The 8,259-nt window shown below is 48.8% G+C and carries 6 protein-coding genes, 2 tRNA genes and 1 pseudogene; 7 read left to right on the forward strand and 2 right to left on the reverse strand.

The genetic code is table 11. The features are described 5' to 3' along the window. The first annotated feature begins 43 nt into the window (after positions 1-43). Together punC and cfa are read left to right on the forward strand one after the other, a co-directional pair. Entirely contained in the window at positions 44-1,255 is a 1,212-nt protein-coding gene (punC, locus tag BEB42_RS21205) for a purine nucleoside transporter PunC (protein WP_001182340.1), read from the forward strand. A gap of 290 nt (positions 1,256-1,545) precedes the next feature. Then, positions 1,546-2,694: a cyclopropane fatty acyl phospholipid synthase gene (gene cfa / locus BEB42_RS21210; protein WP_000098896.1), complete on the forward strand. Its 1,149-nt coding sequence runs from the start codon at positions 1,546-1,548 to the stop codon at positions 2,692-2,694. 39 nt (positions 2,695-2,733) lie between these two features. On the opposite strand, the gene BEB42_RS21215 is transcribed toward cfa, so the two are convergent. Further along, entirely contained in the window at positions 2,734-3,375 is a 642-nt protein-coding gene (locus tag BEB42_RS21215; protein ID WP_000493953.1) for a riboflavin synthase, read from the reverse strand. Between the two features lie 214 nt (positions 3,376-3,589). Between BEB42_RS21215 and mdtK the strand changes: the two genes are divergently transcribed. Further along, positions 3,590-4,963, forward strand: a complete 1,374-nt coding sequence (gene mdtK / locus BEB42_RS21220; protein WP_105267545.1) for a multidrug efflux MATE transporter MdtK — start codon at positions 3,590-3,592, stop codon at positions 4,961-4,963. Positions 4,964-5,003: 40 nt separating this feature from the next. Here the strand turns inward: mdtK and BEB42_RS21225 are convergent, their stop codons facing one another. After that, positions 5,004-6,260 (reverse strand): AIDA repeat-containing protein, encoded by a 1,257-nt coding sequence (locus tag BEB42_RS21225; RefSeq protein WP_105267546.1) that lies wholly within the window; start codon positions 6,258-6,260, stop codon positions 5,004-5,006. 308 nt (positions 6,261-6,568) lie between these two features. On the opposite strand from BEB42_RS21225, the gene BEB42_RS21230 reads away from it, so the two are divergent. The 4 genes and pseudogenes from BEB42_RS21230 to BEB42_RS21245 all read left to right on the forward strand — a co-directional run. Then, positions 6,569-6,645 (forward strand) — tRNA-Val (locus tag BEB42_RS21230). A 4-nt stretch (positions 6,646-6,649) separates the two neighbouring features. Next, positions 6,650-6,726 (forward strand) — tRNA-Val (locus BEB42_RS21235). A gap of 107 nt (positions 6,727-6,833) precedes the next feature. Continuing rightward, on the forward strand, positions 6,834-7,139 hold the full coding sequence (locus BEB42_RS21240; RefSeq protein WP_000212657.1) for a monooxygenase: 306 nt from the start codon (positions 6,834-6,836) through the stop codon (positions 7,137-7,139). Positions 7,140-7,264: 125 nt separating this feature from the next. Beyond that, positions 7,265-8,182, forward strand: a pseudogene (locus tag BEB42_RS21245) (FAD/NAD(P)-binding protein); the annotation flags it as partial. Positions 8,183-8,259: the final 77 nt, after the last annotated feature.

Here is an 8,259-nt window from a genome sequence, read left to right on the forward strand (position 1 = left end):
ACACTTTGCGGCGGTGTTTAATTGAGAGATTTAGAGAATATACATGCAACCTGGGAAAAGATTTTTAGTCTGGCTGGCAGGTTTGAGCGTACTCGGTTTTCTGGCAACCGATATGTATCTGCCTGCTTTCGCCGCCATACAGGCCGACCTGCAAACGCCTGCGTCTGCTGTCAGTGCCAGCCTTAGTCTGTTCCTTGCCGGATTTGCCGCAGCCCAGCTTCTGTGGGGGCCGCTCTCCGACCGTTATGGTCGTAAACCGGTGTTATTCATCGGCCTGACAATTTTTGCGTTAGGTAGTCTGGGGATGCTGTGGGTTGAAAACGCCGCCACGCTGCTGGTATTGCGTTTTGTACAGGCTGTAGGTGTCTGCGCCGCGGCGGTTATCTGGCAAGCATTAGTGACAGATTATTATCCTTCACAGAAAGTTAACCGTATTTTTGCGACCATCATGCCGCTGGTGGGTCTATCTCCGGCACTGGCTCCTCTGTTAGGAAGCTGGCTGCTGGTCCATTTTTCCTGGCAGGCGATATTCGCCACCCTGTTTGCCATTACCGTGGTGCTGATTCTGCCTATTTTCTGGCTCAAACCCACGACGAAGGCCCGTAACAATAGTCAGGATGGTCTGACCTTTACCGATCTGCTACGTTCTAAAACCTATCGCGGCAACGTGCTGGTATACGCGGCCTGTTCAGCCAGTTTTTTTGCATGGCTGACCGGTTCACCGTTCATCCTTAGCGAAATGGGTTACAGCCCGGCAGTGATTGGTTTAAGCTATGTCCCGCAAACTATCGCGTTTCTGATTGGTGGCTATGGCTGTCGCGCCGCACTACAAAAATGGCAAGGCAAGCAGTTATTACCGTGGTTGCTGGTGCTGTTTGCTGTCAGCGTCATTGCGACCTGGGCTGCGGGCTTCATTAGCCATGTGTCGCTGGCCGAAATCCTGATCCCATTCTGTGTGATGGCGATTGCCAACGGCGCGATCTACCCGATTGTTGTCGCCCAGGCACTGCGTCCTTTCCCACATGCAACTGGTCGCGCCGCAGCGTTGCAGAACACTCTACAACTGGGTCTGTGCTTCCTCGCAAGTCTGGTAGTTTCCTGGCTTATCAGTATCAGCACGCCATTGCTCACCACCACCAGCGTGATGTTATCAACAGTAGTGCTGGTCGCTCTGGGTTACATGATGCAACGTTGTGAAGAAGTAGACTGCCAGAATCATGGCAATGCCGAAGTCGCTCATAGCGAATCACACTGATCTATATCGATATGCTTATACTTAGGCTGCTAACAAAATTTTGTTGTATGATTGAAATTAGCGGCCTATACTAATTTCGAGTTGTTAAAGCTACGATAAATATTATGTTTTTACGGGGACAGGATCGTTCCCGACTCACTATGGATGGTCATTTCGGCAAGGGTTCCTCCTTTCCCTCTGTTCTACGTCGGATTATAGACTCGCGGATTTTTCTGCGATATTTCTCACAAAGCCCAAAAAGCGTCTACGCTGTTTTAAGGTTCTGATCACCGACCAGTGATGGAGAAACTATGAGTTCATCGTGTATAGAAGAAGTCAGTGTACCGGATGACAACTGGTACCGTATCGCCAACGAATTACTTAGCCGTGCCGGTATAGCCATTAACGGTTCTGCCCCGGCGGATATTCGTGTCAAAAACCCCGATTTTTTTAAACGCGTTCTGCAGGAAGGCTCTTTGGGGTTAGGCGAAAGTTATATGGATGGCTGGTGGGAATGTGACCGACTGGATATGTTTTTTAGCAAAGTCTTACGCGCAGGTCTCGAGAACCAACTCCCCCATCATTTCAAAGACACGCTGCGTATTGCCGGCGCTCGTCTCTTCAATCTGCAGAGTAAAAAACGTGCCTGGATAGTCGGCAAAGAGCATTACGATTTGGGTAATGACTTGTTCAGCCGCATGCTTGATCCCTTCATGCAATATTCCTGCGCTTACTGGAAAGATGCCGATAATCTGGAATCTGCCCAGCAGGCGAAGCTCAAAATGATTTGTGAAAAATTGCAGTTAAAACCAGGGATGCGCGTACTGGATATTGGCTGTGGTTGGGGCGGACTGGCGCATTACATGGCGTCTAACTATGACGTAAGCGTGGTGGGCGTCACCATTTCTGCTGAACAGCAAAAAATGGCTCAGGAACGCTGTGAAGGCCTGGATGTCACCATTTTGCTGCAAGATTATCGTGACCTGAACGACCAGTTTGATCGTATTGTTTCTGTGGGGATGTTCGAGCACGTCGGACCGAAAAATTACGATACCTATTTTGCGGTGGTGGATCGTAATTTGAAACCGGAAGGTATATTCCTGCTCCATACTATCGGTTCGAAAAAAACCGATCTGAATGTTGATCCCTGGATTAATAAATATATTTTCCCGAACGGTTGCCTGCCCTCTGTACGCCAGATTGCTCAGTCCAGCGAACCCCACTTTGTGATGGAAGACTGGCATAACTTCGGTGCTGATTACGATACTACGTTGATGGCGTGGTATGAACGTTTCCTCGCCGCATGGCCAGAAATTGCGGATAACTACAGTGAACGCTTTAAACGGATGTTTACCTATTATCTGAATGCCTGTGCAGGTGCTTTCCGCGCCCGTGATATTCAGCTCTGGCAGGTGGTGTTCTCTCGCGGAGTCGAAAACGGCCTTCGAGTCGCTCGCTAGAGGCTATTCTATCGCCCCCGCTCCGGGGGCGATTTCAGATCAGGCTTCTGTACCTGGTTGATTCATGGCATTTTCTCGTGCCGCCAGCACACGTTCTACCGTATCTACCACTGCCTGAGTTTGTGGATCGATCTCAATATTGACGCGTGCGCCGAGTTTTTTCTTCCCAAGAGTCGTGCGTTCCAGTGTTTCCGGAATTAAATGGACGCAAAAACGCGTTGGCGTGACTTCGCCGACGGTCAGGCTAATACCGTCGATGCCAATAAATCCTTTGTACAGGATATATTTCATCAGCTGACTATCCTGGACTTTAAACCAGATCTGGCGATTATTTTCCGAGGTTAATATTTTAGCCACTTCAGCGGTGGTCATAATATGACCTGACATTAAGTGTCCGCCAATTTCATCGCTAAATTTCGCCGCCCGCTCAACATTTACCCAATCCCCCACGTTTAAATCGCCAAGATTGGTAATACGTAACGTTTCTTTCATCAGGTCAAAACTGACATGGTTGCCGTTAATCTCCGTCACGGTCAGGCAGCAACCGTTATGCGCCACGGACGCACCGGTTTCCAGACCGTCCAGCATGTGGTCGGGTAACTCCACCACATGCGTGCGAAAATTTGGTTTCTCGTCAATCGACACCAGTTTTGCGGTGCCCTGTACAATCCCCGTAAACATACTTACAACTCCTGAAATCAGTTAAGACATTCTGTTCAGCACAATAGCAGGTGGAAAACGCCCTTACCAGTGAAGGGGTAAGAATGGCTATTTTTTCACTGGAGAATTAATAAATCCTCGCTACAATAGACTGAATTTCCCCTGCTTCTTCTTTTTGCTGCCCATTCAGGCGGCTTTTTAGTCTCTCATATAACTACAAATAAAAGGTGTTCACGTGCAGAAGTATATCAGTGAAGCGCGTCTGTTATTAGCATTAGCAATCCCGGTGATTCTCGCGCAAATCGCCCAAACTGCGATGGGTTTTGTCGATACCGTGATGGCGGGCGGCTATAGTGCCACCGACATGGCGGCGGTCGCTATCGGTACTTCTATCTGGCTTCCGGCGATCCTCTTTGGTCACGGGCTGCTGCTGGCATTAACGCCGGTTATCGCGCAATTAAATGGTTCCGGTCGACGTGAGCGCATTGCGCATCAGGTGCGACAAGGGTTCTGGCTGGCAGGTTTTGTTTCCGTTCTTATTATGCTGGTGCTGTGGAATGCGGGTTACATTATCCGATCTATGGAAAATATCGACCCGGCTCTGGCGGACAAAGCCGTGGGTTATTTGCGTGCATTGCTGTGGGGCGCACCGGGCTATCTGTTCTTCCAGGTTGCCCGTAACCAGTGTGAAGGTCTGGCAAAAACCAAGCCGGGTATGGTGATGGGCTTTATCGGCCTGCTGGTGAACATTCCGGTGAACTATATCTTTATTTATGGTCATTTCGGTATGCCTGAGCTCGGTGGCGTTGGTTGTGGCGTGGCTACTGCGGCGGTGTATTGGGTTATGTTCCTTGCCATGGTTTCTTACATTAAACGCGCCCGCTCGATGCGCGATATTCGTAACGAAAAAGGCACCGCGAAGCCCGATCCTGCGGTTATGAAACGACTGATTCAACTCGGTTTGCCAATTGCGCTGGCGCTGTTCTTTGAAGTAACGCTGTTTGCCGTCGTGGCTCTGTTAGTGTCTCCGCTAGGTATTGTTGATGTCGCAGGACATCAGATTGCCCTGAACTTTAGTTCACTGATGTTCGTGCTTCCCATGTCGCTGGCGGCAGCGGTAACTATCCGCGTAGGTTATCGTCTGGGTCAGGGCTCAACGCTGGATGCGCAAACCGCTGCGCGGACCGGGCTTATGGTGGGTGTCTGTATGGCAACCCTGACGGCCATATTCACGGTTTCACTGCGGGAGCAAATCGCCCTGTTGTACAACGACAATCCCGAGGTTGTAACGCTGGCTGCGCATTTGATGTTGCTGGCGGCGGTATATCAGATTTCTGACTCAATCCAGGTCATTGGCAGTGGGATTTTGCGTGGATATAAAGATACGCGCTCCATTTTCTATATCACCTTTACGTCTTACTGGGTGCTGGGCTTGCCAAGCGGCTATATTCTGGCACTGACCGATCTGGTTGTTGAGCCTATGGGGCCAGCAGGCTTCTGGATAGGGTTTATTATCGGCCTGACATCGGCAGCTATTATGATGATGCTGCGAATGCGTTTCCTGCAACGTCTGCCATCAACCATCATTCTGCAACGAGCAGCTCGCTAGTAAAGATAAGGCGCAACCTTCACGGGTTGCGCCTGTGTTTTTACGCAGGCTGGAGCGTTGCACCAATCCCGTCTTCGTCTGGCTGTAATTTCAGTGCGTTACACAAAGTTTGCCGACTGGCATCGGTTATCTCAACGTGTATATCACCGTTAACTTCCCCTTTAACATTGATGAAGTCAGGTGAAATCTCTTTCGCACTGGTTTGCAGGCAAATCGTTCCCTCTCCGCGCAGGCGTTTAACTTTCAGTTGCACATGCGTTGCCGCAGAAGTGATCAACCACACTTTCCCGCCATCGAGATTAATGTTGCCCACATTTAAAGTGACGTTGTCACCTCTTACCATGCTGCCATCGAGAATCAACACGCCGCCCTGCTGTACAGTAATCGTTGATTGTTGCAGATCTGCGCCATAGCCAATAATCATTGAAGCGCCGTCCAGTAATGCAACACTCCCGGTCAGTTCAACCGGTGCGCGATCTTCCTCTACGACAAAATTTTCGTCCGCGCTGGTGGGTGACAACAAGATCACTGTCCCACCTTGTATTACCGCGTTTTCCAGCGTACCAGCATGCACTTCAGCCCGACCACCCACATTAACGGACAGGTTTTGCGTCTTACCGGAACTATAGAGCTGAAGGCCATCCGTCCCCAGACGATAAATGGCTCCATTCTCAACAATAGTGTTAGAGTCTTCACCACCGAGATTATTCATGGTGCCACCAGCAAGCAATGTATCACTGGCTTTCCCCGCCAGCATAAAAACGCCGCCCTGATTAATCTCACAATTGCTGGCTTCCCCACCTGGATACACCAACAATTCACCACCTTCATCTACCACGACCGCTGAGGTTGTCCCATTGACCAACAGGCCGCCCTCTTGATCGAGAATGATTTTTTCCGCGCGATGGCCTTCCAGTACACGCAGGTTACCGCCATTTTCCAGCAACAAACCGCAGGCATAACCCTGATCAACGCTAAATTTTCCTTCTGGATGGCGGCCATTAACCGTAGCGAGCGTAGAGAGACTAATTGCGCCTCCCTCTGACTGAACAATATCTGTGGCAATGGCACCGTCACTGACCGATAGCGTGCCATTGTTGCCGTACTGTGTGCATTTGGCGATCCCACCGGTTGCAACTTTCAACCAGCCAGCCCCCGTGACCACGGTATTTTCGGCTCTTCCGCCAGCTTCAACAATTAACTCACCTTCAGTAAGTTGCGTCGCGCCAATGACCTCGCCGGTCTTAACAATTTGCACGTTCCCGTCGCTCATCAAGTTTTTCGCATCAGATCCCATGATTTATTCCTTTGCTGCATCTGTGTGCCTTTATTGCTACCTAAGTGTAAAGGCTACGGAGGATTTATCCACGACAGATTTTGAGATGGTGGCAAACAACTCTGTTTAAACTCTGATACACAGATTATTGGGTTGTGTCAGATGTAAATGCGATCCTGAATAAAAATCGCCCTTGCAAATCAACAAAATATAGCCAATTTGCTTAAAAGCTCTGCAAACGGTCGAAATACCGCAGAAAAATACGTTTTGCCTCTTGCCACCTTCCCACTCTGCCGCTAATATTCGTCCCCGTTGTCACCTACAACGTTGCGTTCATAGCTCAGTTGGTTAGAGCACCACCTTGACATGGTGGGGGTCGTTGGTTCGAGTCCAATTGAACGCACCATCCTGCGTCCGTAGCTCAGTTGGTTAGAGCACCACCTTGACATGGTGGGGGTCGGTGGTTCGAGTCCACTCGGACGCACCAGATTTTCTTAATCTGGTCTTCTCCTTTTTCCCTCTGTTTCTTCTCTGTATCCAATACGTTAAAAGATTTACACTGTCTTCGTATGCGTTATCAGAAGGAGAATCGCTATGGCAACTTTGTTACAACTTCATTTTGCTTTTAATGGCCCATTTGGCGACGCAATGGCTGAGCAGCTTAAACCGCTTGCTGAGTCGATTAATCAGGAACCTGGTTTTCTGTGGAAGGTATGGACAGAAAGTGAAAAGAACCACGAAGCCGGTGGGATCTACCTTTTCACTGATGAAAAAAGCGCCCTTGCCTATCTGGAAAAACATACTGCCCGACTGAAAAATCTCGGCGTTGAGGAAGTTGTCGCCAAAGTTTTCGATGTCAATGAGCCACTGAGTCAAATCAATCAGGCAAAACTCGCCTGACAGATTTTAACCAAGGGCGGTTAGCGCCCTTTTCATCCCTGTCTGAAATTTCTCAAATTCTAAAAATTTCAACCAAACTTATCTGATAACACTAAATTCGAAAGAATGCGTACAGGTAAGTAACAATGAAAAAAATTGCTATTGTGGGTGCCGGGCCTACGGGGATCTACACCTTATTCTCGCTTCTACAGCAACAAACTCCACTTTCTATTTCTATCTTCGAGCAGGCTGACGAAGCCGGTGTCGGGATGCCATACAGTGATGAGGAAAACTCAAAACTGATGCTGGCAAATATTGCCAGTATTGAAATACCGCCGATTTCTTGTACATATCTCGAATGGCTACAAAAGCAAGAAGCCAGCCATCTCCAGCGTTATGGCGTTAAAAAAGAAACCTTGCACGATCGCCAGTTTTTACCGCGAATTCTGCTGGGCGAATATTTCCGCGATCAATTTTTACGATTAGTAGACCAGGCACGACAGCAAAAATTTGCAGTGGCTGTTTATGAATCATGCCAGGTTACCGATCTGAAAATTATAAATGCTGGCGTCATGCTCGCTACAAATCAGGATTTACCCATCGAGACGTTTGATTTAGCGGTGATCGCGACGGGTCACGTCTGGCCTGATGAAGAAGAAGCAACCAGAACGTATTTTCCCAGCCCGTGGTCAGGCCTGATGGAAGCAAAGGTTGATGCGTGTAACGTGGGTATTATGGGAACATCCTTGAGCGGACTGGATGCGGCAATGGCAGTGGCTATTCAACATGGTTCATTTATTGAAGATGATAAACAACATGTTATTTATCAACTCAATAACACAAGTGAAAAGCTAAGTATTACGCTAATGTCACGCACGGGTATTTTACCGGAAGCCGATTTCTATTGCCCTATTCCCTACGAGCCCTTACACATCGTCACTGAACAGGCATTAAATGCGGAGATTCAAAAAGGCGAAGAGGGCCTTTTGGATCGAGTATTCGAATTAATAGTAGAGGAAATCAAATTTGCTGATCCAGACTGGAGCCAACGCATAGCCTTAGAGGAGCCTGTTTAAGATTCTGTGTAAATGCCTTTTCTCAGAAGTGACCGTCCAGGCGGTCACCGAACTCGATAATAAAG

This window comes from Escherichia sp. MOD1-EC5990 (assembly GCF_002965285.1).
GTDB lineage: Bacteria > Pseudomonadota > Gammaproteobacteria > Enterobacterales > Enterobacteriaceae > Escherichia > Escherichia coli_F.

Excerpts from the sequence above, each read along its gene's own strand:
- cfa (WP_000098896.1), top strand. The coding sequence starts at position 1,546 with ATGAGTTCATCGTGTATAGAAGAAGTCAGTGTACCGGATGACAACTGG.
- BEB42_RS21240 (WP_000212657.1), top strand. The coding sequence starts at position 6,834 with ATGGCAACTTTGTTACAACTTCATTTTGCTTTTAATGGCCCATTTGGC.
- punC (WP_001182340.1), top strand. The coding sequence starts at position 44 with ATGCAACCTGGGAAAAGATTTTTAGTCTGGCTGGCAGGTTTGAGCGTA.
- BEB42_RS21225 (WP_105267546.1), bottom strand. The coding sequence starts at position 6,260 with ATGGGATCTGATGCGAAAAACTTGATGAGCGACGGGAACGTGCAAATT.
- BEB42_RS21215 (WP_000493953.1), bottom strand. The coding sequence starts at position 3,375 with ATGTTTACGGGGATTGTACAGGGCACCGCAAAACTGGTGTCGATTGAC.